Genomic DNA, 24,821 nt, shown 5'->3' with positions numbered 1-24,821 from the left:
GTACTCCTAGTTGATGGTGGCAGCATCCAGCTCGCTATCGATTGCGAGGTGGCGGCGGCCAGCGGGGGAATTGAGCTGACAGGATTCAACCTGAAAGATTTGGGCGACAAAGTCGCGGGTAAGCACTTCTGCGGGAATGCCGTCGGCCGCGATACCGCCGTCCGCGACCACGATGACGCGGTCGAAGTGGTTCATCACCAGGTCCAAGTCGTGGATCGCGGCAATGACACACGCTCCGCTGGAGCGGGCCAGACGGAGGACGGATTGTTGATGGCGCACGTCGAGGTGGTTAGTGGGCTCGTCGAGAAGCATGATTGGCGAGTCCTGGGCGATGGCACGCGCCAGACACACGCGACGACGTTGCCCACCCGAGAGTTGCCCACACAGGCGTTGCGCAACCGCTTCCAACCCCACGAGCTCCAGCGCACGGTCGACGTGGGAATTGTCCTCGGCGGTGTTGCCACCAAAAAGGCGCTGGTAGGGCAAGCGCCCCAGGGAGACAAAGTCGCGCACGCGCATTTCGGCGGGTGGAACCTCGTTTTGCGCGACGAAAGCCAGATCGCGGGCGCGGTGCTTCGAGCTGATTGAGCTCATCGATTTGCCGTTAATCTCGACCTCGCCCGTGGCCGGTTTCGTGATTCCACCGAGCGCACGCAGCAACGTGGATTTACCCGCGCCGTTAACACCAATGATGGCGGTCATGGGTTCTGCACCGAAGTTGAGGTTGACTCCGCTGACAATGGTGCGCCCAGCGATATCACAGCGCATATCTTTAGCGGCGAGTACAGATTTTGGTAGAGCGCTCATTTACTCAGCACCTCCGTAGCTGTAGTGCGAGCGGCTCATGAGGTAGAGGAAAAGTGGTGCGCCAACCAATCCCGTGACTACTCCCAGCGGCATTTCCTGGCTTCCGCCCACTACGCGCGCGATGATGTCCACCCAGATGAGAAACAGTCCACCCATGAGGGCAGCAACCGGTAGGACAACGCGGTGCGTGGCCCCTACCAAGATGCGGGTCAAGTGTGGAATCACCAGGCCGACAAACCCGATGCCGCCAGAGACCGCAACGAGCGTGCCAACGAGGACAGCCTGGAGCACAAATACCTGTGTGCGTAGCCGAGAAACATCAATACCTACGGCCGCTGCGGTGCTCTCACCAGTTGCCAGCGCATCCAGATGACGGGCTTTGACCAGGAAAAACAACAGTACTGCGATGAGGACAATGAGCGGGAAGAGCGTCTTCAGCCATGTCGCACCGGCAACAGAGCCCAGCATCCAAAACATCACGGACTGCGCGGCCCTCGGGTCTGGCCCAGCGAAGACCATGAAGCTACTCAGCGCGGAAAACGCAGCGGAGAGCACAACGCCGGAGAGCACCAAACGCAGCGGAGTCAGCCCACCGCCTGCAGTGGCGAAAGCACCGACCGCGAGGGTGGCCATTACTGCACCGAGGAGTGCACCGAATGTCAGCGGCGCGATGGGGCTACCGGAGAAAGCACCAAAGATAATCACCGCGGTCGCACCGGCACCGGCGCCGGCGGAAATACCTAGCAGATATGGGTCTGCCAACGGGTTACGGACCAATGTCTGCATAGCCACACCGGAGACAGCTAGCCCCGCCCCTACAATCGCTGCGAGAATACCCCGGGGAGCGCGGAGATTCCAGACGATGGTGTCCGAACTGGCGGGCACAGATTCATCGAGCTCAATGCCGAAGATGTGATGCGAAATGACCTGTGTCGTGGTGGACCAGGTGATATCCGCCGAGCCGAAGACCACCGCAGCGACCAGACTGACGGCAATGGCTATGACAATGACCAGCCCATAGATCCAAGGCATAAACCGCGGTGGGTTTTTAAATCTAACTCTCTCCATGTTTGCGTTCCTGCGTATGTATGAAACTCTCCCCGACACGACAACAACCGCCGCTCTCCCACTTCAGTGAGAAAACGACGGTTGCAGAAAACCGACTAAGGCTTATTGAGCGTCTTTATGCAATCGAGCCGCGAACCTTTTCGTAGGCAGCGCCGACCTTGTACAGACGATCGTCACCGTGGCGCGGAGCCATAATCTGCAGGCCTACCGGCAGGCCGGTGTCTTCAGCCAGGCCCGACGGCACGGACATGCCACACATGCCGGCCAGGTTGAGCGGCAGAGTACACAGGTCGAACATGTACATGCTCAGCGGGTCGTCAACCTTCTCGCCCAACTTAAACGCAGTGGTCGGAGTGGTCGGCGAGATCAGGACATCTACCTGTTCGAAGGCCCGCTCGAAGTCCTGCTGAATCAGGGTACGGACGCGCTGTGCCTGGATGTAGTAGGCATCGTAGTAACCGACCGATAGCGCGTAGGTACCAATGATGATGCGTCGCTTAACCTCATCGCCGAAACCAGCGGCACGGGTCATAGCCATGACCTCATCGGCCGAGTGCGAACCGTCATCACCAACACGCTGGCCGTAACGCATGCCGTCGAAACGAGCCAGGTTGGAGCTGACCTCACACGGCAGAATCAGGTAGTACGCGCTCAGTGCGTGGTCGAAGTTCGGGCAATCGACCTCGACCACCTCTGCGCCAGCTTCCTTAAGCTTGTCGACGGCCTCGTGGAAGCTGTCCAGTACGCCGGCCTGGTAACCCTCGGTGCGGTCGAACTGCTTGACGATGCCGACCTTAACCCCCGTGAGGTCACCGGTAGCACCTTCCTTGGCAGCAGCAACCACATCGGCAATCGGCTGCTCCGTGGAAGTCGAGTCATTCTCGTCGTGACCAGCAATGATTTCGTGCAGCAGCGCGGTGTCCAGAACGGTTCGCGCGGTCGGCCCACCCTGATCCAACGAGGAGGCGCAAGCGACCAGGCCGTAGCGGGATACCGTGCCATAGGTCGGCTTCACGCCGACCGTTGCGGTCAGAGCTGCTGGCTGACGAATCGAGCCACCGGTGTCAGTACCGATAGCCAGCGGAGCCATACCGGAGGCCAGCGCCGCGGAAGAGCCACCACCGGAACCGCCTGCGGTGCGCTCAACATCCCACGGGTTGTGAGTCGGGCCGTAAGCGGAGTTTTCAGTCGACGAGCCCATGGCGAACTCATCCATGTTGGTCTTACCCAGAATTGGGATGCCAGCTGCACGCAGCTTGGCAGTAACCGTTGCGTCGTAAGGGCTCATGTAGCCCTCGAGCATCTTGGAAGCGCAGGTGGTCGGCGCATCGGTGGTAGTGAAGACATCCTTCAGCGCCAGCGGAACACCGGCCAGCGCGGAGGCCGGCTCCTCGCCAGCATCCAGCGACTCATCGACCTTGCGAGCTGCAGCCAGGGCCTCTTCGGCACCGACGTGCAGGAATGCGTGAATGTCCTCATCAATTGCCGCGATACGGTCGAGGAACGCCTGGGTGACCTCTACCGAGGTCAGCTCACGAGCGTGAATCTTCTGTGCGAGCTCAAAAGCGCTCAGCCCCAGAATCGGGTCCTCAGCAACAGCGGCATGCAGGTTCGGGTTAGCTGCAATCATTTCTTCCACGTACTCCTACTCGCCGAGAATCTGGGGAACTTCGAAGCGCTGGCGGTCCTGCGACGGCGCCTGGTCCAGCGCCTGCTCCGCAGTCAGCGTCGGCTTGACGACGTCCTCGCGCATCACACCGGACAGCGAAGAGGGGTGACTCATCGGTTCAACATCATCCGCAGCCACCTTTTGAACGGCCTGGACGTGGTTAATAATGCCGTCGATCTGACCGGCGAACTCGTCGAGTTCCGCGTCAGTCAGAGCCAGACGGGACAATCGCGCTAGGTGGGCGACCTCATCGCGTGAGATAGCTGGCACGCTAGTACCCCTTTCATTTCTTCGTACGAAGCTAGTGCACAGAAGTTTAGTTGAAACTGATTTTGAACCGCGCGAGCGGGCTGTACTTGCCAACAGTAGTCGTTGTCGCCAAGTAGTTGTCCGCAGGGTCTTACATTTCAAAGGTTTACCCTGTAGCCTAAATCACTACTTCTATAGTTACACCGCAAGCATCACTATCAATTATTCGAAAGGTTGTGCACACAGCCATGAGTTACCTCCTTCGCATCCAGCTTCCCGACGAACCAGGCGCACTTGGCTACGTCGCGGCTGCCCTGGGCGAAGTAGAAGGTGATATTCGCAGTGTCGATGTCGTAGATTACGGCGCTAATGGCGTTGTTGTCGACGACATCGTGGTTGACCTGCCCATGGGCCTGCTCCCAGACACACTGATTACGGCGGCTCAGTCCATTAGCGGAGTGGAAGTCGATTCAATTAGGCCTTTTTCCGGCTCGGTCGACCGCCGCGGACAGATTGCGCTGCTGGCCAAGTTCTCACAGCACACGAAGAATTTGGATCGTGCCCTCGGAGATGTCGTCGACGGCCTGCCTCAGACTATGACTGCCGGCTGGGCTATCGTCCTCGGCGAACAGAGCGATGGCCGGTGGGTACGTCGCGCTTCCTCTACCGCTGCTCCAGAGGATAACGGCCGGACTCTGCCGGAAGCCCCGATTGACTCGCCACGAAACCTGGATCCGGACGAAGAAACGTGGCTTCCGGAGGACTGGACGGTTATGGACTCCTCCATTGCCGCTACCCCAATGGGCAAGGGCCTCGTTCTCGTTATTGGCCGGCCCGGCGGGCCAGACTTCCTGCCAAGTGAGGTTGAGCACTTGGGACGTATTGGCACGATTGTCGGTGCGATTATCGACTAGCAGCGGCTAGTGGGCTGCTCCCTTCTGTGGGCTGCTCCCTTCTGCTCGAAGCTCTTACCCTATGGCTCCTCCCCTATGGAGCGCAGTGATTCACGCTTAGCGGTAAAGTCTGGAAATGATACCAGTCAATAAGGAGCTTCTTTGATGTCGAACTTGAGTGACCTCGTCGGATCCCACGTGCGTGCCGAATCCGGCCGTGTCCCCCAGTCGTCCACTGAGATGGAATTCTGGTCCGGTCTGTCACGGGTTGTTGTCGATGACCTAGCGGACAACTGGCAGCGCACCACGGAGGCATACGCTGCTACCCGCCAGCAGCACTACTTCTCCGCCGAGTTCCTCATGGGTCGCGCCCTGCTGAATAACCTGCTCAATGCAGGTCTGGTGGATGAGGCCTCTGCTGCCGTGAAAAAGTACGGCAAGAATCTGACAGACGTGCTCGAGGCTGAACACGACGCCGCTCTCGGTAACGGTGGCCTGGGTCGTCTGGCCGCCTGCTTCCTGGATTCCTGTGCCACGCAGAATCTGCCGGTGACCGGTTATGGCATCCTCTACCGCTACGGTCTGTTCAAGCAGACCTTCGAAGATGGCTTCCAGGATGAGCACCCGGACCCGTGGATGGAAGAGGGCTACCCCTTCGTCATTCGTCGCGAGGAACTGTCCAAGATTGTCACCTTTGATGACTTGGTGGTGCGCGCTGTTCCATATGACATGCCAATTACCGGCTACGGCACCGATAACGTCGGCACGCTGCGCCTGTGGCACTCGGAGCCGATGCGTGAGTTCGACTATGACGCCTTCAACTCGCAGCGCTTCACCGACGCCATTGTCGAACGGGAGCGCGTCCATGACCTGTGCCGCGTGCTCTACCCGAATGACTCGACCTATGACGGCAAGGTCCTGCGTGTCCGCCAGCAGTACTTCTTCGTCTCCGCTTCGCTGCAGACGATGATCGATTCTTACATCGAGAATCACGGCGAGGACCTGCGCGATTTCCACAAGTACAACTCCATTCAGCTCAATGACACCCACCCGGTGCTCGCTATCCCAGAGCTGATGCGTCTGCTCCTGGATGAGCACGATATGAGCTGGGACGACGCCTGGAACGTCGTGTCCAACACCTTCGCCTACACCAACCACACCGTTCTGGCAGAAGCGTTGGAGACCTGGGAATACTCCATTTTTGACCGTCTCTTCGGCCGCGTTCTGGAGATCACCCGCGAGATTGACCGCCGCTTCCGCGAAGACCTGGCGGAGCGCGGCTTCGACCAGGGCAAGATTGACTACATGGCGCCGATTTCTCACGGTCGCATCCACATGGCGTGGATCGCCTGCTACGCCGCGTACTCCATCAACGGTGTTGCTGCCCTGCACACGGAGATTATTAAGCGCGAAACGTTGAAGGACTGGCACGATATCTGGCCGGAGCGCTTCAACAACAAGACCAATGGCGTCACCCCGCGCCGCTGGCTCAACCAGTGCAACCCGCGCCTGTCGGCACTGCTGACTCGCCTGTCGGGTTCGGACGCCTGGGTCACTGACTTGGACAAGCTCGCTGAGCTCGAAAAGTTTGCTGACGACGAGGCCGTGTTGCGTGAGATTCTCGACATCAAGCACGAGAACAAGAAGGACTTCGCCACCTGGCTGGAGCACCGCCAGGGTATTTCGGTGAACCCGGACGCCATCTTCGATACCCAGATTAAGCGTCTGCACGAGTACAAGCGCCAGCTTCTCAACGCGCTCTACATCCTCGATCTCTACTACCGCATCAAGGAAGACCCAGCGCTGGACGTGCCACCGCGCGTGTTCATCTTCGGTGCCAAGGCCGCCCCAGGCTACGTTCGCGCGAAGGCCATCATTAAGTTCATCAACGCTATCGCGGACAAGGTCAATAACGATCCGGACATGGACGGTCGCCTGCAGGTCGCTTTCGTTGAGAATTACAACGTCACCCCGGCAGAGCACATCATCCCGGCCACCGACGTCTCCGAGCAGATTTCCACTGCCGGTAAGGAGGCTTCGGGTACCTCGAACATGAAGTTCATGATGAACGGCGCACTGACGCTGGGCACCATGGACGGCGCAAACGTCGAAATCGTCGACGCCGCCGGCGAAGAGAACGCCTACATCTTCGGTGCGCTGGAAGAGGAGCTGCCGGAGCTGCGTCGCACCTACAGCCCGCGTGGCACTTACGAAACGGTGCCGGGGCTCAAGCGCGCGGTCGATTCGCTTGTCGACGGCACTTTTGCTGACGGTGGCAGCGGAATGTTCCACGACCTGCACTTCTCGCTGCTGGAGTCCAACGGGTACGAGCCAGCCGATGTCTACTACGTCCTCGGCGACTTCGCTGACTACCGCGAGACCCGCGACCGCATGGCCGAGGACTACCGCGACGAGCTGGCGTGGGCCAAGAAGTGCTTCCTGAACATCATCCGTTCGGGCCGCTTCTCCTCCGACCGCACTATCCGCGATTACGCCAATGAGGTCTGGAAGCTGGAAGAGACCAAGATTTAGGCCCGGCTGGGTCAAATCCTGGCTGGGCCAAGCCCCAGCTAGGCCTGACCAGTTTCCAGCAATCGCTTGAACCCATCCTCGTCGAGGATGGGCAAGCCCAGCTCCTCGGCCTTTGTGGCCTTGGAACCGGCGTTTTCGCCAACCACCACGTAGTCGGTCTTCTTCGACACCGACCCTGCGGCCTTACCGCCACGGGAGATAACGGCTTCCTTCGCGCTGTCGCGAGTGAAGTCCTCCAAAGAGCCGGTGACTACCACGGTCAATCCCTCTAGCACCTGATCTGGACGATCGGCGACCTCATCGGCCATACGCACACCGGCAGCTTCCCAGCGCTCGACAACCTCGCGGTGCCAGTCCACCTCGAACCAGTCAGCCACGGAATCGCCGATGATCTCGCCAATGCCATCGATGGCCGAAATCTCCTCGCGGCTCGCAGCGCGCAGCGCCTCCATCGAGCCGAACTTCTGTGCCAAGGTCCGCGCCACTGTTGGACCCACATGACGAATGGACAGGCTGACCAATACGCGCCACAGCTCTTTATCCTTAGCTGCCTCGATGTTGGCCAACAGTTTCTTACCATTGGCGTTCAGGGTTTTCCGCGAAGCCGTAGTGTAGACCTCAGTGCCGAGCAAATCTTCCTCGGTGAGGTCGAAGAGGCGGGACTCGTCGGCAAGCACGCCGCGATGAATCAAATCGGCAGCGCCCCTCTCCCCCAGGTTTTCGATATCGAACCCGGAGCGGGAGGCGAGGAATTCAATTCGACGCCGCAGCTGACCTGGACAGTAGCGGGTATTGGGGCAACGCCAATCGGCATCGCTGTCCTTTGCCGGAGCCAAACGAGTACCGCACTCGGGGCAGAGAGTCGGGTAAATGTACTTTCGCTCGCTACCATCTCGGAGATCGGCTACGGGGCCGAGTACCTCTGGAATCACGTCACCGGCCTTGCGGATGGTCACACGGTCCCCGATGAGCACACCCTTTCGGTGCACCTCGGAAGGGTTGTGTAGCGTCGCCATCTCGACAGTTGACCCGGCCACGAAGACCGGCTTCATCACGGCATATGGCGTCGCACGACCAGTTCGGCCGATGGAGACTCGAATGTCCAGCAGGTCCGTGGTGACCTCTTCTGGCGGATACTTGTAGGCAATCGCCCAGCGCGGCGCCCGCGAGGTCGCGCCCAACGCGCGCTGCTCGGAAAGGGAGTCAACCTTGACCACAAGCCCGTCCATCTCGTGGATGGCGTCGTGGCGGTGCTCGCCCCAGTACTGCATCTGCTTAACGACGTCATCCGCGGAATGAACCTGCTTTGTATACGGCGACACGTGGAAACCCCACTCGTCCAAGGCACGATATGCCTCGTGCTGGGACTGTGGACGCCAGCCCTCGATATGACCAATTCCATGGCAAATCATGGACAACCGGCGCTTGGCCACTTCTGCAACATCCTTCTGTCGCAGGGAACCGGCGGCGGCGTTACGGGGGTTGGCAAACGGCTTCTGACCCGCTTCGACGCGATCGGCGTTGATGCGTTCGAACTCTTCCAACGAGATAAAGACTTCACCACGCACCTCGAGCACGTCGGGGATGTTCTCGCCGCTGATTTCATGCGGAATATCTTCGATAGTGCGCGCATTGGCGGTGACGTTCTCCCCCACGCGGCCGTCTCCGCGGGTGGCCGCCCGGACAAGGCGGCCATTCTCATAGACCAGATCGATAGACAGGCCATCGATTTTCAGCTCGGTCAGATACGTGCTGGCCGGGGTGCGGGCCAGCCAGCCGCGCAACTCCTGCTCATCGAAAACATTGTCCAAGCTGTAAAGGCGTTCGAGGTGCTCAACAGGCTCGAACACTTCCCCGTCGGCAGGCGTGTCGACCTGCGCACCGACCTGCTGCGTGGGGCTGTCCGGCACCACCAGATCGGGCCACTGCTCCTCTAACCGCTGCAGTTGACGGAACATCTCGTCATACTCAGCATCGGAGATAACCGGCTGCGCGGTGTAGTACAGCGCAGCGTTTTCACGAATGCGAGTTGCTAGATCTTGCCACTTCTCCCGGACGTCCGCCGGCGCTGGCTCGGAGGCGGGGGCGCTGGAAAACGAAGACAAATCGGAGGTTGACAGGTCGGAGTTCTCATCGGTCGAGGAAGTCACGTCGCTCATTCTATGTCATTGCCCGGATGCGCCGGAGGACACGGAAATTCTCTTGACCTTGTTCCTGCCCCTCAGCGAATCCGCACTCTCCGCTACAGTTGAGACATGCATAATTTCGATCCGCGACGCATGCTCGCGTTTGATCTGGAGACTACCGGCACGGATCCTCGCACCTGCAAGATTGTCACTTCCGCACTGGTCCGACTGACTGAGCAGGGCAAAGATTCCACCATCATGCTCGCTAATCCCGGTGTCGAAATTCCGCAAGCTGCGTCTGATGTGCATGGCATCACCACTGAAAAAGCTCGCGCGGAGGGACGCCCGCACGATGAAGTGCTAGCGGATACCATTGCCGGCCTTCGAGCTGCCTGGCGCGATGGTCTGACCGTAGTGGCCTATAACGCGGCTTATGATCTGACGGTACTGCGCTCGCAGGATCCCAATTTTACTGTTGACGGCCTCGTCGTCGACCCCTTTGTGCTGGATAATTACTTCGACCCAGAACGCCGTGAAAAACGCACATTGACTGATGTCTCCCGCCATTATCAGGTGCGCCTGGACGGGGCACATGATGCCACCGAAGATGCTCTGGCGGCTGCGCGCATCGCATGGGTGATGGCGCGCCACTACCGGGAGCTAACCGAAAAATCGGGAGAAGAGCTGATGGAGCTGCAGGCCGTCGCGTACTACCAGTACAAGAAGAACCTGCAGCAGTACCTGACCGAAAAAGGTAAGGATACGTCGGACTTCACCTTCGGGTGGCCGATGGACTGAGCAGCGGCCCCCTCACCCTCCCCGGCTCTCCCAATATCCAGAGTTTTGTGATTATCCAATGGAAATCGAATATCCAAAATTCGGCGGAATATCCAAGTTATCCAAGCCGATGTGGATTATCCATTGCTATGATTGATGCGTGACCACTCGCGGCGACAAGGCCATCTCCATCCCACGCAATCCTTTCCACCCCACATTCGGCCGATCCCCGGCCATCATCGGTGGGCGCGATGTCGAGCTGGACTCGTTTGAGCTGGCTCTGGCGGAAGGCCCCGGTAATCCCTGGCGAACCGCGCTAATTTCCGGTACCCGCGGAATCGGTAAGACGGTACTTCTCAACGAGTTTGAAGCCGCAGCAAAGCAACTGGGATGGATTGTGCTGCGTGCTCACATCGGCTCTGAAATGATTTCTGAACTCACCGATGTCACCATTCCGCGCACTTTCAGTGCCATTGACAGTGCACCGATGGGCAAGGGCCGTCACCTCACCGGCCTGTCCATCGCCGGCATTGGCGGGTTTAAGACGGAAGTCAGCACTTCTCAGCCCGAGCCCGGCAGGAATCTGCTCAGCCAACTTCAGGATCTCTCGGCTCTCCTCATGCCACAGGGATCCGGCATCTTGCTCACTCTCGACGAGGTTCAAAGTGCAGACCCCGCACAGCTCAACGAAATTGCCCATGCAATCCAGGACCTAAATCGCGACGATGCGGAGATTGCCTTTGTCGCAGCCGGGCTGCCCAGCGGTATCGAAGACTTGCTCCAGCTAGAGGGCGCAACATTCTTACGCCGTGCCGAGCGCGTGTCTCTGGGCCGATTGGACGTGGAGACCACCAAGGACATCATTCGCAGAACTGCAGAACTCGGCGAACGCGCGATGACCGAGGATGCCGTCGAGCTGGCCGCTGAACTCAGCCACGGCTACCCGTATCTCATACAGACCATTGGCTCAGTCGCTTGGGCTAAGGCCAGGTTGGCCCACTCGGACACCATTACCGCTCAGCATGTCTCGGATGCCGCAGCGGAATCCATCCGCCGCATCGGGCTGCAAGTTCATGCGCCCAGCCTGCGGAAAGTGCCACCTCGCCAGATTGATTTTCTCAAAGCGATGGCGCGCCTCTCCCCCAATGGAAAGCCCGTGGCCACGAGCGCCATCGCAGAGACCATGGGACGCAAACTCTCTGGCATCTCACAGCTTCGCCATGACCTGATTTACCGCGAGTTGATTGTGTCAGCGTCGACGGGATACGTGGAATTCACACTTCCCTACTTCGCCGACTACCTCAATACGCTGGTGGAATAAGGTCGCTATTCGTCGCGAGCCAAGTCACCGGCTGCCCGACGAAGAAGTTCCGTGGCATTACGGCCTGCGCCGAGTTGCGCCTGTGCTTCTTCATTGGAGCTGGCAGCAAAGCCGCCCATCGGCGCCAGATTCAAGCTCTCAGCAATCTGTAGGCGCGAATAGCCCAGCTCATCCCAGAACAGCGCTGCTTGCTCAGCGAGTGCTCGAGCCGGTGTCGCCACCGGGACGCCCGTGTGCTCTTCTCGCTCCGTGACCGTCACTGGCACAATACCCAGCTCCAGGGACATATCGGCACCGACCACGGCAGCCGCAAAATCCAGTTGCTGCGTGGTGGTCAGTTCTTTGCGAGGTAGCCACACTCCGGCCGCACCGGAATCCGCCAAGGCCTGAACAGCCAGGCCATCGGGGCTCGACAGCGCGATGGTCACTTCGATGTCGTCGTCACGCAGCGGCCCCGTGACCTCGAGGAAGATCTCCGCGATCTCGCGGTGCCCCTGGGCGGGGAGATAGCCCGCGTTGCCCATCAGCATGGACGGAGCCTTGATCTTGCCCTGTACGACTGCGCCGAGTGCGGGTTCTGCCAGAAGTACCTCGATGTCGCTGTCGAAACGCCGACGGACATCGGCGATGTGGGAAGCCAATCCCGCGGCCAGCGACTGCGCGAAGTACTTCACGGCGCCGCGGTCAACGGCGATGAGATGGCCTGCGGCATTTTCCACCGAAGTCGCCATCGTCCATGGGCCGAGAGCGGTCAGGCGAATCTTCTGCGGGGTGCGTCCCCACGCTTCCTCGCACGCGTCGATGTCTCGGTGGAGATAATCAGTGGCCAAGGCACTCGCGCGACCACGACGGTCGGCGACTTTCCAGGAGCGCGCTCCCCTGTCCACGACGAGGTCAGCCATGAGGGCGGCCGTGCGACCGACGGCATCGGCGCCGAACCCACGGGCGGGCAACGTCGGTAGCGTGAGGTGACCTTCCAGGCATTCGCCAATGACAATCTCTGCCGCCTCGTGTGGATTGCGGCCCGGCATCGGGCCAAGGCCGACAAAGGAGGTCACGACAAGTCCTCTTCACGGGCGGTCGAGACAATCGTGCCGGAGCCCAGCACGTAGTCGCCCGCAGTGTCAGTGTGGTACAAAACAGCGGCCTGGCCAGGAGCGACACCACGGAGCGGATCGCTCAGGCGCAGCCGGAAGGCGCCACCGCGTCCGGTGATGTCATCGTCAGGTCCTGCCAGCACTTCAATACGGCAGTCGATGGGGCGACCGTGCGCACGCACCTGCACCTGCAGCTTGCCGGCCTCCGAGGCAGCGAGTACTTCATCCGGGTTGGCCAGCCAGATGGCACGGTCGGCCTCGAGCACGTTGACATTCAAGTCCGCAGCCGTGCCGATTGTCACCGTGCCGGTCTCTGCATCAATGCCGGTGACATAGCGCGGCTTGCCATCCGGCATCGGCCCCGCCAGGCCAATCCCCTTGCGCTGACCAATGGTGAAACCGTAGACACCGTCGTGCTCAGCGACGGTGTCGCCAGTTTCCTTATCCACAATGGTGCCCGGGCGACGGCCAATCTTCGCGCCCAGGAACGCCTTGGTATTGCCATCCGGGATGAAGCAGATGTCGTAAGAGTCCGGCTTGTTGGCAGTGCCTAGTCCCATCCCGCGGGCTTCTTCACGAATCTCTGGCTTCTCGGTGTTTCCTACCGGGAACATCGAGCGCTGCAGCTGCTCGCGATCCAGCACGCCCAGGACATAGGACTGGTCCTTCTTCGCATCGCGGCCGCGGCGCAACAGGCCGTCGTCGCCAAGCAAAGCGTAGTGCCCCGTGACCACAGCGTCGAAGCCGAGCGCGATGCCGCGCTCTAGTAGAGCGGCGAACTTGATGCGTTCATTGCAGCGCAGGCATGGGTTCGGCGTCTCGCCGCGCTCGTAGGAGTCGTAGAAGTCATCCATGACCTCTTCCTTGAAGCGCTCGGAGAAATCCCAGACGTAGAAAGGAATGCCCAGCTCATCGCAGACGCGGCGGGCATCGCCGGAGTCCTCTAGCGAACAGCAGCCGCGGGATCCGGCGCGAACGGACTGCGGATCTTTCGACAGCGCCAAGTGCACGCCGACGACCTCGTGACCTGCGGCCAATGCACGCGCCGCAGCCACGGACGAATCCACACCACCGCTCATTGCTGCAAGAACTCGCATTGCGTTGCAACCTTTCCCCTCTAGATTTTGTGCACGTGTCACCGTACCACCACGGGGCAAAAACTAAGCCATGCCAGCACGCCGCGCCCGCTCGACCGTTTCCGGCAGCGCCGAAATGACGGCGTCGACATCCGCCTGCGTCGAGGTGTACCCCAGCGTAAAACGAATCGACGACCGCGCTTCCGGCTCCGAAACGCCCATCGCCATCAGCACGTGCGAGGGACGATTAACGCCCGCGCTACATGCCGATCCCGTAGAACAGTCAATTCCCGCCGCATCGAACAGCATGATCAAACTATCGGCCTCCGCGCCCGGGAAGCTGGCGTAGACATGCCCCGGCAAAGCGAGCTCGCTGGTGTGGATAATCGCACCGTCGATGTGCATGATTGCCCTGATGAGCTGCTGCGTCAGACCGCGGATTCGCTCATCGTCCGCCGCCATCGTGTCCACCGCCGCGCGCAGTCCTGCCGCCATGCCCGCCGCCGACGCCACGTCCTGCGTGCCCGAACGCAGTCCGCGTTCCTGCCCGCCGCCGTTGTTATGCGGGGTAAGTTTCGCTTCACGACGAACAAGCAGCGCCCCAATCCCACGGGGACCGCCGAACTTGTGCGCGGAGATGGCCATTGTAGTGGCGCCACTTGCGTGGAAATCAATGGGCAGATGTCCGGCTGCCTGCACAGCATCGATATGGAAAGGCACGCGAGCATCCTTCGCCCGCTTGGCAATCTCCTCCACCGGCTGGATGGTGCCGGTCTCATTGTTCGCCCACATGCACGTCACCAGCGCGGTGTTCTGCCGACTCATCTCCGGGAACTGCACCATGTCAACGCGACCATCAGCACCTACAGGAGCCTCAACAATCTTGGCCCAGTGTTCCTTTTCCAGATGGTGGCATGTCTTCAACACTGCATCGTGCTCGATTGGTGGAACCACAATGTCCGAGCCAGAGGCCTTGAAGTACAGGCCTGAAATCGCTAGATTGTCGGCCTCAGTTCCACCGGAAGTAAAAACTACCTCGATGGGATCGGCACTGAGCAGCTCTGCAATTTCTTCTCGGGACTCTTCCAGAACCTTTTTCGCAATGCGTGCGGTGGCGTACTGCCCCGAGGGGTTGGCCAGACCTAGGTTCTCGACCATTGCCGTGCGCGCTTCTGGGCGCAATGGTGTAGTCGCGGCATGATCCACAAAGTAACGGGTCTTCGCAGCAGACTTCATTTCACTCTTCTCGTCCGGAGCGGCAACGATGTGGTCATTAAGCATGCAGGCAGTATAACGCTGCGTGCGCCTTATGCTCACTATCCGCCATAGTTAAACCTCACTGTCTGCACGAACAGATGAGTAGGACCAAAAAATGCTCGGGGCGGGAACAGACAGGAAATCTGTGCCCACCCCGAGCGGGTAGTTGCTAGCCGAGTTGACTCTCGGCCAGCAGCCTTACGCAACTAGCAGCCTTAAGGCAAGTGCGTATTACTTCAGGTTCTCGATAGCCTGCGGGACAACGTCGAACAGGTCACCGACGACACCGAAGTCAGCAATCTCGAACAGCGGAGCCTCTTCGTCCTTGTTGACCACAACGATGGTCTTGGAGGTCTGCATACCTGCCTTGTGCTGGATAGCACCGGAAATACCCAGAGCAACGTAGAGGTCCGGGGAAACGGTCTTACCGGTCTGGCCAACCTGGAACTGACCCGGGTAGTAGCCAGCGTCAACAGCAGCACGGGAAGCACCAACAGCTGCGCCGAGAACGTCTGCCAGCGGCTCAACAACGTTCTTGAAGCCATCCTCGGATGCGACACCGCGGCCACCGGAAACAACCAGCTTAGCCTCGGTCAGCTCCGGACGGTCGCCGCCCTCAGCCGGTGCGAAGGAAACGATCTCGACAGCGTTGTTGCCGATCTCTGGGAATGCAATCTCGGTAACGTCAGCGGAACCGGACTTCTCCTCCGGGTCAACGGAGCCCGGACGCAGAGCGTAGACCGGGGATGCGCCGTAGCCGACACCGTCGACGATGTACTCGCCACCGAAGATGGAGTACTTAACGGAAGCGTCATCGTTGATAGCAACAACGTCGGACAGCAGACCGGAACCGGTCAGCGCAGCGACGCGGCCAGCGATTTCCTTGCCGGTTGCGGAAGCGGAAACCAGCACCGGAACCTCACGCTCGGAGGCCAGGCCGACGAGAACGTCAACCTCAGGGGTGATCAGGTACTTGTCGGCATCGTCGGACTCAGCAGCGAGAATCTCGCCAGCGCCGTAGGAGGCCAGGGTGTCTGCGAAGCCAGCAGCGGTACCCGGGGTACCCACGACAACTGCGGCCGGGGTGCCGAATGCGGAAGCAGCGGTCAGCAGTTCAGCGGTGGTGTTCTTCAGCTCGCCATTTGCGTGCTCGACGAGAACGAGGACGTCGGTCATAGTGATCTTTCTCCTACTTGTATCTCTATTTGTCTTCTATTCGCGTCAAGCGCCTTAGATGAACTTCTGGGCCTTGAGGTACTCGGCCAGCTTGGCGCCGCCGTCTCCCTCATCGTTAATGCGCTCACCAGCGGTCTTAGCCGGCTTCGGAGTGGAGCCAGTGACACCGGTAGCAGCGTTTTCGAGACCAACCTGCTCTGCCTCAGCAGCAACATCGTCCAGAGTCAGCTCGGTGACCGGCTTCTTCTTAGCGGCCATGATGCCCTTGAAGGATGCGAAGCGCGGGCTATTAGCCTTCTCAGTGACGGAAACGACTGCCGGCAGGGATGCCTTGAGCTGGTAGATGCCGTCTTCGACCTCGCGCTCACCGGTGATGGAGTCACCGTCGATAGCGACGGAACGCAGGTGAGTCAGAACCGGAAGGTCGCGGTAGACACCGAGGATAGCCGGGACGGAAGCGGTGCCACCGTCGGTGGAGGCGTTACCGGTGACGATGAGGTCAACATCTTCGAGGGTGTCAATGACGTTGGACAGAGCCCATGCGGTCTGAACAGCGTCGGAACCTTCAAGTGCGTCGTCCGAAAGAATGACGGCGTCGTCTGCACCCATGGACAGAGCCTTGCGCAGTGCCTCGATGGCACGATCCGGGCCAACAGTTGCGACGGTAACGTTTCCGCCGTGCTCTTCCTTCAGCTGCAGGGCAGCCTCAACAGCGTTCTCATTAATTTCGTCGAGAACTGCGTCTGCAGACTCACGATCGAGGACAAACTTGTCATCGGTGAGCTTACGCTCGGACCAGGTGTCCGGAACCTGCTTGACCAGAACCACGATGTTCGGCATTTTTCTGTCGTCCTTACTGGTTGATTACTGGTGAACGTTTATCTGACCTTACTTCGCAAGCCGCCTCACAATAAAGTGAACCAGGCCACGCTCTAGGTCGTCTGTGTTGAAGATAACAGAACCTATCGCCAATGCGAAGGTGATCCAGATAACAATGTCGTTATTTTTTTAAATTTTTTTCTACACCACGAGCACAGCCCGCCCGCCAACATGCTATTTCCGCATGTCAGACGTTAATAGTACGCAATCAACTGCAGCTATCTCCGCAGTATTCGCCGACAGCAAACACCGATCCCCAACGGGCTACCCCCACCAGTTTTCCGTCGTAAAGCGGTCCTTAACCGATCTCCCGGGGCTGACAGATAAACGCCGTCGCGCTCCGTCCGATGCGCGTGACAACCACCGCCAATGCCCTGGAGCCCTTAAGTTTCCACTGCTTGCGCAACGCGTCGGGGTTGGCGTCTACCCCGCGCACGAGAATCTCCACCGATCCGCAATCCAACGCTGCCAGTGCCTTGCGAACCTGCTTCAACCCCACTTGCTCAATAACTTCGAACCCGGCAATCCCCTGCGGCAAAACATCGCCACTGACGTGCGCAATCCGCTCATCGAGCTGCCAGAGCCCATGCGCCGCCGCAAAATGCCGCACCAGCCCGGCGCGCACAATCGCCCCATCCGGATCAATGATGTACCGGCCGGCAGCGCGCACATCGACGTCGTCAGGCATGGTGTCGTCGTAGGTCTGCACGTCCACCGCCGACAACTCTAACGGCCTGTGCTTATCGACGGTCTGGATAACCATCGCCGATCGCGTTACGGATTGCCCATCGGTAACTCCGGCCAGCCCCGGCGTATATAGACACGCCTCCTTGACCGCACCGTCCACCGAAGTGACAGCCACTTCCCCGCTCCACTCGCTGAAGTCGAGGCCCGGCGCACATTTGATAGCTAGTTCTTTGTCGGGCCAGGCGGCTATGAGCGCCGGCAGCGACGGGAGCAAGTCCTCCGGGTTGGTGATCCTGCGGCCCCCGGAGCGGCGTGCAGGGTCAGCGACAATGACGGGTGCGTCAAAGGCCGGTTGCAAAGCATCGGCCTGCGCGAAAATGTTCTTGCCGACGTTATGCCGCGCCATGGCCAGCCGTGCAAGGTCGAGATCAGACCCGACGACGGTCAGGCCCAGGTGGTCAATTGCTGCCACTTCAGTACCGATGGAGCAGGTCACATCGGCCACTGCTTCGACACCGAGATGCGCAAGCCTACGGGCGCGAGCCATCGCGACGACAAAGGGCGTGGCCTGTTGCGCTGCTTCGGAAGAGAAGATCCAGTCCCCTGGCAGTTTGCTGACCGCCGAACGCCGAGCTGCCGCGACCTCAATGACCGCGCGACCAAACTCGCCACAGTGTTGGCGTAGATGCGCGGAGTCTGCAATCAGAGACTTTTTAGTGAGCGCGAGCTGGTCGGCCTCATCTAGCCACTTCGGGTGAGCAGCAACAGCGGCCACCTCTGCAGCGGACAGGGACACTCGTTATCTCCTTCCAACTAGGGATCAGCCGGTTAACGGGGGTTGAGTAGTCGGCTAACGGTTCATACCTTTGCGCAAATGCCCCATGTGGGTGGCAACGGCAAAGTACTCATCCATAAAAGGTTCCCCGAGGAAGTCACTACTGGTGCGTCGCACCGGAGTGTTTCTGGCCGCCTCGAGAGCCTCCGCCACAGTACCGACACCGTCCAAACGAGTCAGTTGCGCCCAGGTCGGAGGCATGAGGCCAAGTAGCCCACGGCGCCATCCATCCAAAATCGTAGTCGGGCGGAACCAGCCTGAAGATGATGCCTCAGAGGTGTCACCGTCGGCCCTTTGACCGTCGGGAAGCGCGGCGAGGAAGAAATAGGTGTCGTAGCGAATGGGGTTGGATTCGGGTGTCACCCAGTTAGCCCAAGGACTGACGAGTTCGGCATCGAGCGCCAGATTTTCATTGCTAAGGAAATCCGTCAACGACAACTCGTGGGCTTCCAGCTGTCGTCGCTGACGGTGGAAGCGGTGGCCATCTGCGACAATCTCACCGCCAGCATTGCGAACCAACAGAGTGCCTGTTTCCTCAAAGGTCTCACGCACGGCCGCGCAGGTGAGCGCGTGCGCCCGCGCGCGACCGACGTTAAAAGCCTGCGCGATCCGCGACTCGGGGTCGGCTTCCGACGGCTCGGTCACGGCCATGACCTCATTCGCGACAGCTGGGAAATCACGCTGGTCTACTCCACCGCCGGGGAACACGGTCATGTTGGCCGCAAAGCGCATTGAGGATACGCGTTCTTGAACGTAGACCTCGAGCCCGCAGTGGGTGTCGCGGAGCAGCAACACAGTCGCAGCCAGTTTCGGCGACGCGGGTGTATTCGGGGTTTCAGGTGTCGGAACCGCCATGAGCGTCTACTTCTTCCGGTGCTTTCCAGCAGGCCGTGCCCGGCGCGCAAAGTAGCGATCATCGATGCGATCGACGACGATTTCCTGGTGGAAAGCCTTGGTCAGGTTCTCACTGGTCAGGACGTCGTCAATAAGCCCCTGTGCGATGACATTGCCTTCGTCGAGGAGCATCGCATGGGTGAAGCCGTACGGAATTTCTTCCGGGTGGTGCGTAATCATCACCATCGCCGGCGCATCCGGGTCGAGTGCGAGTTCGCCTAAGTAACCGACCAGGTCCTCACGGCCGCCGAGGTCGAGTCCGGCTCCCGGCTCATCGAGAAGCAGCAATTCGGGGTTGACCATCATGGCTCGTGCGATGAGTACGCGCTTGCGCTCTCCCTCGCTGAGAGTGCCCCAGGTGCGGTCTGCAAGATGCTCAGCACCCATGCGCTCGAGAATCTCGGAGAGCTGTTCGAAATCCATCTCTTCATAGGTCTCACGCCAGCGCCCCAGGACGGAGTAACTGGCGGAAATAACAAGGTCCGCGACCTTTTCGTCATTGGGAATGCGGTGAGCAATCGACGATGACGTCAAACCAATCATTGTGCGCAGATCACGCATGTCGGTGCGCCCAATCTGCTCGCCCATCACATGGGCCACCCCTGAAGACGGGAACTCCTCCGCTGCAGCAATGCGCATTAAAGAAGTCTTGCCTGCGCCGTTCGGCCCCATGATGACCCAGCGCTCATCAAGTTCTACTTGCCAATCCACCGGCCCGACCAGCGTACGGCCACCACGGATGAGGTTTACGTCGCGAAAGTCGAGTAGCAAATCTTCGTTAAAGTCTTCTTCCAATTCAGCCACACATCCATGGTGCCCTAACTTTGCCCAAATGTGCGCTTGGACATTCTCATCTATCCTCGGTAGAGAGCAAATCGAGTTCACTCGAGATGGTTTTGCTTCGATTTTCACCTAGCTCGCCGACAATTAGGAGAACGTCTTTTATGACTGGTCGAATCGGTATTGATGACATCCGTCCTCAAATCAACGGTGGTGCAACTCCATCGAAGGCCGTAGTGGGTGAAGTCGTCCCAACCTTTGCCGTCATTTGGCGAGAAGGCCATGACGCGATGAACGCCACGCTCAACGTCAAGGGGCCGAAGGAATCAGCTTTTGCTTCCCGCTCACAGCGCATTCCAATGCACTTTTCTGACCATGATCCAAATCAGGTCAATGCCACCTTCGTCCCAGATGTTCCCGGGCTGTGGACCATTCGCATTGATGCCTGGTCCGACCCGATGGCAACGTGGCGCAACGCTATCACCAAGAAGTTCGAGGCCGGTCAGAGCGAAGCTGAACTCGCTAATGATCTAGAAATTGGCGCCGCTCTCTTCGACCGCGCCGCCGCTGGTGCCGCTGCTATCCACCGCAACCACCTACGCTCCATCGCCGCAGGTCTGCGCGGCGACGGCGATCTTCGCGCCCGCATTGCAGCCGCGCTTTCCGACGAGACCCGCGCCATTTTGCAGGCGCACCCGGTGCGCGACCTTTTGACCCGCGGAAAGACCCGCAAGATCAAGGTTGACCGCCGCGAAGCCCTGTACTCCTCTTGGTATGAGTTCTTCCCTCGTTCCAACGGTGGTTACGGCGAAAATGGCGAGCTGCTGCACGGCACATTCAAGACTGCGGTTGCACAGCTTGATCGCGCTCAGCGCATGGGCTTCGACACGGTCTATCTGCCCCCGATTCACCCAATCGGTGAAATCAATCGCAAGGGTCGCAACAACACCCTGACCCCGGAACCGGGCGATGTCGGATCTCCGTGGGCTATCGGCTCCGCAGAAGGTGGCCACGACGCCATCCACCCGAGCCTCGGTGACGAAAAGGACTTCAAGGAATTCATCAAGGCTGCTAAGGAGCGCAACCTCGAGGTCGCTATCGACCTAGCGCTCCAGTGTGCACCGGACCACCCCTGGGCTAAGGCTCACCCGGAGTGGTTCACCGTGCTGCCGGACGGCACCATTGCCTACGCCGAGAATCCGCCGAAGAAGTACCAGGACATCTACCCGCTGAACTTCGACAACGATGCCAAGGGCCTGTACGCAGAGGTTCTGCGTGTAGTGAAGTTTTGGGTCAAGCGTGGAGTCAAGGTCTTCCGCGTGGATAACCCCCACACCAAGCCGGGCAACTTCTGGGAATGGCTGATTGAAACCGTTCACGAAACCAACCCGGAGGTCATCTTCCTCGCCGAGGCCTTCACCGCCCCGGCCCGCCTCTACGGCCTGGCCAAGGCTGGCTTCACTCAGTCCTACATCTACTTCCCGTGGAAGACTACGAAGGAAGAGCTGACCGAATTCGGCGAGGAGATTACCCGCCATGCGGACATCGCTCGCCCATCCCTATGGGTCAATACCCCCGATATTCTGCATGACTTCCTGGTCAAGGGCGGCCGTGGCGCCTTCGCCATCCGCGCCGCGCTGGCTTCCACCCTATCTCCGCTGTGGGGCATGTACTCCGGCTTCGAGCTGTTTGAAAACGTTCCGGTCAAGGAGGGCTCCGAGGAGTACCTCGACAGCGAGAAGTACCAGCTCCGCAGCCGCGATTACGACCAGGCACTGGCCACCGGCAACTCGCTGGAGCCGTTCATTGCCACGCTGAACAAGATTCGCCGCGAGCACCCTGCTCTGCAGCAGCTGCGCAACTTGCACTTCCACGACATCGACAACGACAACCTGCTGGCTTACTCGAAGCTCGATCCGGTCACCGGCGATGCCATCCTCGTTGTTCTCAACCTCGATCCGTGGAATGCCCAGGAAGCTACCGTGCACCTCGACATGGATCGCATTGGGCTCCGCAACCACGACCGCATGGATGTCACTGACCTGATTACCGGCAACCAGTTCAACTGGGGCAAGGACAACTACGTCCGCCTGGCACCGTGGGAAAACGTCGCGCACATCATCAAGCTGCCGGAAATCGATGTCAAGCTCCGCCACAAGTTGGCTTGGCGCGACGTCCCCGACTACGAGGGCTAGAACGCTTGCTGGGAACTTTCGGGGTTAGTGGGCCGCTGACCTGACCACTGTCGCAACGATTCGTCGTTAGGCTGGCGGGTGAGTTAGCAGCCCACTGTCCCCTACCTCCCTCTATTTCTTTAGAACTGAACTCAACAACTTCACATTCACCTACCTAGAAACGCTTCGGAAGGACCTTCCATGGGAGCCCACACAGATCCCCGCCTCGCAATTGATTCCGGCGATATGGATCGCCTGCGCTACTGCACCCATCACGATCCGCACAGCATCTACGGCGCACACGTCGTGGACGGTGACACGGTTATTCGCACGAGGGTCTTCGGCGCACAGGCAGTTACTGTCGTCAGCACTCGCGGCGAGTTTGAAGCGGAGAACCTGGGCGACGGTTTCTTCACCGCCCTCGTCCCCGGCGGCGATGACTTCGACTACCGTCTGCGCATTACGTGGGACTCCGGCGAGACCGTAGAGCGTGCCGACGGCTACCGTTTCCTCCCCACTATCGGCGCTGGTGACCTACACCTAATCGGCGAGGGACGTCATGAGGAACTGTGGAAGGTTCTCGGTGCTCACCTTCGCAGTTACGACACAGAGCTGGGTACGGTCGAAGGCACCTCGTTTACGGTCTGGGCTCCGAACGCACGCGGCGTCGCCGTGGTCGGTGACTTCTGTATGTGGAACGGCGCGCAGTACCCAATGCGCTCTATGGGTGGCGCAGGTATCTGGGAGCTGTTCATCCCGGGTGTGGGTGAGGGCGAAGTCTACAAGTTCGCGATCACGACACCGGAGGGACAGCGCCGCGATAAGGCCGACCCTATGGCGCGTGCTGCTGAGCTCCCACCGGCTACCGGGTCGATTGTTGCGACCTCTGACTACGCCTGGGGTGACCAAGCGTGGATGGAAAAGCGCGCCAACACTGACTGGACCGAAGAGCCCATCTCTATCTACGAGGTCCACTTGGGTTCCTGGAAGCAGGGCCTGAGCTACGAAGTTATGGCGGAGAAGCTGGTGCGCTACGTGGTCGACATGGGCTACACCCACGTGGAGTTCATGCCAGTATGTGAGCACCCGTTCACCGGTTCCTGGGGTTATCAGGTTTCCGGCTACTACGCTCCGACCAGCCGCTTCGGCACCCCAGATCAGTTCCGCGGTCTAGTTGATGCCTTCCACGCCGCTGGCATCGGTGTCATCATGGACTGGGTTCCGGGGCACTTCCCGAAGGACGAGTTCGCACTTGCCCGCTTCGATGGCACGGCTTGCTACGAGCACCCGGACTGGCGCCGCGGCGAGCAGCGCGACTGGGGCACCTACGTTTTCGACTTCGGCCGCAACGAGGTACGCAACTTCCTCTACGCCAACGCACTGTACTGGGCAGAAGAGTTCCACATCGACGGTCTACGCGTCGACGCAGTGGCTTCCATGCTGTACCTGGACTACTCCCGCAATGAAGGCGAGTGGCTGCCGAACCAGTACGGTGGTCGTGAAAACCTCGATGCTGTTCAGTTCCTGCAGGAATTCAACGCCACTGTACACAAGCACAACCCGGGCTTCCTCACCGTGGCCGAAGAATCCACTTCTTGGCCGGGGGTGACCGCACCTACCGAACACGGTGGCTTGGGCTTCTCTATGAAGTGGAACATGGGCTGGATGAATGACACGCTGGAGTACTTCAGCAAGGAGCCGATTTACCGCTCCTACCACCACCATGAGCTCACTTTCGCTATGGTCTACGCCTACTCGGAAGAGTTCATTCTGCCGATTAGCCACGACGAGGTCGTGCACGGCAAGGGCTCGCTGTGGGAGCGCATGCCGGGCGGCGATTGGGATAAGGCCGCAGGCCTACGTACTTTCCTGACCTTCATGTGGGCACACCCGGGCAAGCAGCTTCTATTCCAGGGTCAGGATCTTGGCCAGAACCACGAGTGGAACCACGACGAGTCTGTGGCTTGGGACAACCTCGAAGGTTGGAGCGGCGAATTCCACCGCGGCATTCAGCTGCTGGTTAAGGACATCAACGCCATCTACAAGGAAAACCCAGCGTTCTACACCCAGGATGACCGCCCAGAGGGCTTCCAGTGGATTAACGCGGATGATTCCACAAACAATGTTGTGTCCTTTGTCCGTTACGGCACCGATGACTCGGTCGTCGCCTGCGTCTATAACCTGTCGGGAACCACGCAGGAAATCTACAAGATTGGCGTACCGCGCGGTGGCCAATGGACGGAGATTCTGAACACAAACGCATCGCGTTACGAGGGCTCCGGCTACGGTGAAAACGGTACTGTGACCGCGGTCGAGCACGGTTGGAACGGCCAGGCTCACTCGATTGATTTGGTGCTGCCGGCCAACACCGCCGTTTGGCTGAAGTGGCAGGGCTAGTCCCGAATCCAGCCAAACAAAAGACAATCACATAGGAATTGCCCGTGCTGCACGGTTTTCAGTGATCTGAGTTTCCTCCTGAAAACCTGACACACGGGCAATTTTGTTTTGGGGAGCGTATCCAGGT

Annotated in this window: 19 protein-coding genes; 6 read left to right on the top strand and 13 right to left on the bottom strand. The window is 59.7% G+C overall.

Going from position 1 to position 24,821, the window contains the following annotated elements:
• Positions 1 to 6: 6 nt before the first annotated feature.
• The 4 genes from HMPREF2878_RS04495 to gatC form a co-directional block, all read right to left on the bottom strand.
• Positions 7 to 807, bottom strand: coding sequence for an ABC transporter ATP-binding protein (locus HMPREF2878_RS04495; protein ID WP_049172090.1), 801 nt, complete (start codon positions 805 to 807; stop codon positions 7 to 9).
• A complete protein-coding gene (locus tag HMPREF2878_RS04490; RefSeq protein WP_370449368.1) occupies positions 808 to 1,875 on the bottom strand; it encodes a FecCD family ABC transporter permease in 1,068 nt (355 codons plus the stop codon).
• Between the two features lie 115 nt (positions 1,876 to 1,990).
• Positions 1,991 to 3,505, bottom strand: coding sequence for an Asp-tRNA(Asn)/Glu-tRNA(Gln) amidotransferase subunit GatA (gene gatA, locus HMPREF2878_RS04485; protein WP_049172086.1), 1,515 nt, complete (start codon positions 3,503 to 3,505; stop codon positions 1,991 to 1,993).
• Positions 3,506 to 3,520: 15 nt separating this feature from the next.
• A complete protein-coding gene (gatC, locus tag HMPREF2878_RS04480; RefSeq protein WP_005509328.1) occupies positions 3,521 to 3,814 on the bottom strand; it encodes an Asp-tRNA(Asn)/Glu-tRNA(Gln) amidotransferase subunit GatC in 294 nt (97 codons plus the stop codon).
• A gap of 227 nt (positions 3,815 to 4,041) precedes the next feature.
• Here gatC and HMPREF2878_RS04475 point away from each other — a divergent pair, with 227 nt between their 5' ends.
• On the top strand, positions 4,042 to 4,707 hold the full coding sequence (locus HMPREF2878_RS04475; protein ID WP_048735304.1) for an ACT domain-containing protein: 666 nt from the start codon (positions 4,042 to 4,044) through the stop codon (positions 4,705 to 4,707).
• A 144-nt stretch (positions 4,708 to 4,851) separates the two neighbouring features.
• Positions 4,852 to 7,218: a glycogen/starch/alpha-glucan phosphorylase gene (locus HMPREF2878_RS04470; protein WP_069358818.1), complete on the top strand. Its 2,367-nt coding sequence runs from the start codon at positions 4,852 to 4,854 to the stop codon at positions 7,216 to 7,218.
• Positions 7,219 to 7,256: 38 nt separating this feature from the next.
• On the opposite strand, the gene ligA is transcribed toward HMPREF2878_RS04470, so the two are convergent.
• Positions 7,257 to 9,377 (bottom strand): NAD-dependent DNA ligase LigA, encoded by a 2,121-nt coding sequence (gene ligA / locus HMPREF2878_RS04465; RefSeq protein WP_101738712.1) that lies wholly within the window; start codon positions 9,375 to 9,377, stop codon positions 7,257 to 7,259.
• 96 nt (positions 9,378 to 9,473) lie between these two features.
• Between ligA and HMPREF2878_RS04460 the strand changes: the two genes are divergently transcribed.
• Together HMPREF2878_RS04460 and HMPREF2878_RS04455 are read left to right on the top strand one after the other, a co-directional pair.
• The gene (locus HMPREF2878_RS04460) at positions 9,474 to 10,142 is read left to right on the top strand and encodes a 3'-5' exonuclease (RefSeq protein ID WP_070652913.1); all 669 of its coding nucleotides are present in this window, start codon (positions 9,474 to 9,476) and stop codon (positions 10,140 to 10,142) included.
• Between the two features lie 139 nt (positions 10,143 to 10,281).
• Positions 10,282 to 11,442 (top strand): ATP-binding protein, encoded by a 1,161-nt coding sequence (locus tag HMPREF2878_RS04455; protein WP_070652912.1) that lies wholly within the window; start codon positions 10,282 to 10,284, stop codon positions 11,440 to 11,442.
• A gap of 5 nt (positions 11,443 to 11,447) precedes the next feature.
• Here the strand turns inward: HMPREF2878_RS04455 and HMPREF2878_RS04450 are convergent, their stop codons facing one another.
• From HMPREF2878_RS04450 to HMPREF2878_RS04415, 8 genes are all read right to left on the bottom strand, one after another.
• Positions 11,448 to 12,500, bottom strand: a complete 1,053-nt coding sequence (locus HMPREF2878_RS04450; protein ID WP_070652911.1) for a uroporphyrinogen decarboxylase/cobalamine-independent methonine synthase family protein — start codon at positions 12,498 to 12,500, stop codon at positions 11,448 to 11,450.
• Positions 12,497 to 13,636 (bottom strand): tRNA 2-thiouridine(34) synthase MnmA, encoded by a 1,140-nt coding sequence (gene mnmA, locus HMPREF2878_RS04445; protein WP_070437874.1) that lies wholly within the window; start codon positions 13,634 to 13,636, stop codon positions 12,497 to 12,499. Before mnmA ends, HMPREF2878_RS04450 begins: the two co-directional genes overlap by 4 nt.
• A gap of 63 nt (positions 13,637 to 13,699) precedes the next feature.
• Positions 13,700 to 14,851 carry a cysteine desulfurase family protein gene (locus HMPREF2878_RS04440; protein WP_049194138.1) on the bottom strand — a complete coding sequence of 384 codons (1,152 nt, stop codon included), beginning with the start codon at positions 14,849 to 14,851 and terminating at the stop codon, positions 13,700 to 13,702.
• 252 nt (positions 14,852 to 15,103) lie between these two features.
• Positions 15,104 to 16,048 (bottom strand): electron transfer flavoprotein subunit alpha/FixB family protein, encoded by a 945-nt coding sequence (locus tag HMPREF2878_RS04435; RefSeq protein WP_016422471.1) that lies wholly within the window; start codon positions 16,046 to 16,048, stop codon positions 15,104 to 15,106.
• A 54-nt stretch (positions 16,049 to 16,102) separates the two neighbouring features.
• Positions 16,103 to 16,888 (bottom strand): electron transfer flavoprotein subunit beta/FixA family protein, encoded by a 786-nt coding sequence (locus HMPREF2878_RS04430; protein ID WP_049194091.1) that lies wholly within the window; start codon positions 16,886 to 16,888, stop codon positions 16,103 to 16,105.
• 337 nt (positions 16,889 to 17,225) lie between these two features.
• Positions 17,226 to 18,410 (bottom strand): THUMP-like domain-containing protein, encoded by a 1,185-nt coding sequence (locus HMPREF2878_RS04425; protein WP_049194092.1) that lies wholly within the window; start codon positions 18,408 to 18,410, stop codon positions 17,226 to 17,228.
• Between the two features lie 54 nt (positions 18,411 to 18,464).
• Positions 18,465 to 19,304, bottom strand: coding sequence for an NUDIX hydrolase (locus HMPREF2878_RS04420; protein WP_070652910.1), 840 nt, complete (start codon positions 19,302 to 19,304; stop codon positions 18,465 to 18,467).
• Positions 19,305 to 19,310: 6 nt separating this feature from the next.
• Positions 19,311 to 20,147 (bottom strand): ABC transporter ATP-binding protein, encoded by an 837-nt coding sequence (locus tag HMPREF2878_RS04415; protein WP_048735276.1) that lies wholly within the window; start codon positions 20,145 to 20,147, stop codon positions 19,311 to 19,313.
• Positions 20,148 to 20,287: 140 nt separating this feature from the next.
• Between HMPREF2878_RS04415 and HMPREF2878_RS04410 the strand changes: the two genes are divergently transcribed.
• Both HMPREF2878_RS04410 and glgB read left to right on the top strand, forming a co-directional pair.
• Complete coding sequence (locus HMPREF2878_RS04410; RefSeq protein ID WP_070643859.1) at positions 20,288 to 22,318, top strand: alpha-1,4-glucan--maltose-1-phosphate maltosyltransferase; 2,031 nt, start codon at positions 20,288 to 20,290, stop codon at positions 22,316 to 22,318.
• 180 nt (positions 22,319 to 22,498) lie between these two features.
• Positions 22,499 to 24,694, top strand: coding sequence for a 1,4-alpha-glucan branching protein GlgB (gene glgB / locus HMPREF2878_RS04405; RefSeq protein ID WP_070652909.1), 2,196 nt, complete (start codon positions 22,499 to 22,501; stop codon positions 24,692 to 24,694).
• The last annotated feature ends 127 nt before the right edge of the window (positions 24,695 to 24,821 follow it).

Source organism: Corynebacterium sp. HMSC065H09 (assembly GCF_001812845.1).
Lineage (GTDB): Bacteria > Actinomycetota > Actinomycetes > Mycobacteriales > Mycobacteriaceae > Corynebacterium > Corynebacterium jeikeium_D.
This window is presented reverse-complemented; position numbering and strand designations above follow the sequence as displayed.